The sequence below is a fragment of the Herbaspirillum lusitanum P6-12 genome, from assembly GCF_000256565.1.
Lineage (GTDB): Bacteria > Pseudomonadota > Gammaproteobacteria > Burkholderiales > Burkholderiaceae_D > Herbaspirillum > Herbaspirillum lusitanum.
In genome coordinates, this window is the sequence record NZ_AJHH01000197.1 from 1 (window position 1) to 1,356 (window position 1,356).

The following is a 1,356-nucleotide window of genomic DNA, read 5'->3' on the forward strand; positions in this document are numbered from 1 at the left end:
GTCCCTGCGCAGCGGCAGCCTGTTGACCGGGCAGGTGTACGTGGCGCTCGACTTCTTCCCGAACGCGGCGCCGACGCAGATCGATATCGAGAGGACGCCGTTGGTGTTCCCGACGATACCGAACAGCCTCGACGAGATCCAGAACCAGATCGGCGACATCACGCGCAAGCTCAGCAAGGTGCCGTTCGACAAGATCGGCGACGACCTGCGCAAGACGCTGACCACGCTCAATCGCACCCTGACCAGCGCCGAGCAGACCATGAACAAGCTCAACAATGACGTCGCGCCGGAAATCACCGCCGCCATGCGCGATGCGCGCAAGACGCTCAGCGCCGCCGAACGGACTCTGTCCGAGGACGCGCCGTTGCAGCAGGACGTGCGCCAGACCATGCAGGAGCTGTCGCGCGCGGCGGGCTCGATCCGCGTGCTGACCGATTATTTGCAGCAACATCCGGAATCGCTGATTCGCGGCAAGCAGGAGGATAAATAATGCAGCGCAGTTTCACTCTCATCTCGTCGGCAGCAGCAACAGCAGCAACAGCGGCAGCGGTGCTGCTGAGCGCCTGCGCCTCGGCGCCGACGCGTTTCTATACGCTGGCTGATGCCGCTGCGCCGACGGCGGCAGCGGCCGTATCGACTCCGACCGGCCAGACCTTCATTGAGGTCGCCCCGGTCAGCGTGCCGGAACGCCTGGCGCGACCGCAAATCGTGGTGCGCACCGACGCCACGCGTGTGGACATTCTGGAGCAGGATCGCTGGTCGGCGCCGTTCAACAACGAGTTGCGCGACGCGCTGGCAAGCGGCGTGGCCAACCGGCTCGGCGCGGTCGATGTGACGCGCGGCGGTCGTCCGAACAATCAGCCGGTGTATCGCGTCGTGGTCGAATTGCGCCAGCTCGACGCGGTCAAGGGCGGCAAGGTCGATGCCACTTTCGGCTGGACCATCACACGCAGCGACAACAGCAGCAGCGCGGTGTGCCGTCTGAGCGTCGTGGAACCGGCAGCGGGACTCGGCGTTGACGGCGTGGTGCAGGGCATGCAGCGCGCGGTGGGCAATGCCGCCGACGCGATTGCCGCCGATGTGGCGGCGTTGCGTAGCGGGAAGACCGGCGTTTGCAGCCGCTGAACACCGCGCAGTTTTTACCCTGCCGGAAATGACAAAGGCCGCTTCATCGAAGCGGCCTTTTGTTTTGCTGCACCGGCAAACATCACCGGTACGGTCAGTCTTAACTAATGCAGATGCAGATCAGCGATCGCCGTAAGAACGACGTGCGCCGCTGTCGGAGCGGGCGCCAGTACCCTTGTAGCCGCCGCCGCCACCTTCTTTGCGCGGACCGCCGCTGCCGGCAGGCTTGCC

General features: G+C 65.2%; 1 protein-coding gene and 1 pseudogene. Both read left to right on the forward strand.

From position 1 onward, the window contains the following. Positions 1-490 (forward strand): annotated as a pseudogene (locus HLUSI_RS27345) (mammalian cell entry protein); the annotation flags it as partial. After that, on the forward strand, positions 490-1,125 hold the full coding sequence (locus HLUSI_RS0106730) for a PqiC family protein (protein ID WP_083830866.1): 636 nt from the start codon (positions 490-492) through the stop codon (positions 1,123-1,125). The pseudogene HLUSI_RS27345 and the gene HLUSI_RS0106730, both read left to right, overlap by 1 nt. Positions 1,126-1,356 lie beyond the last annotated feature (231 nt).

Coding starts and splice junctions, on each gene's coding strand:
- HLUSI_RS0106730 (WP_083830866.1), top strand. CDS start 490: ATGCAGCGCAGTTTCACTCTCATCTCGTCGGCAGCAGCAACAGCAGCA.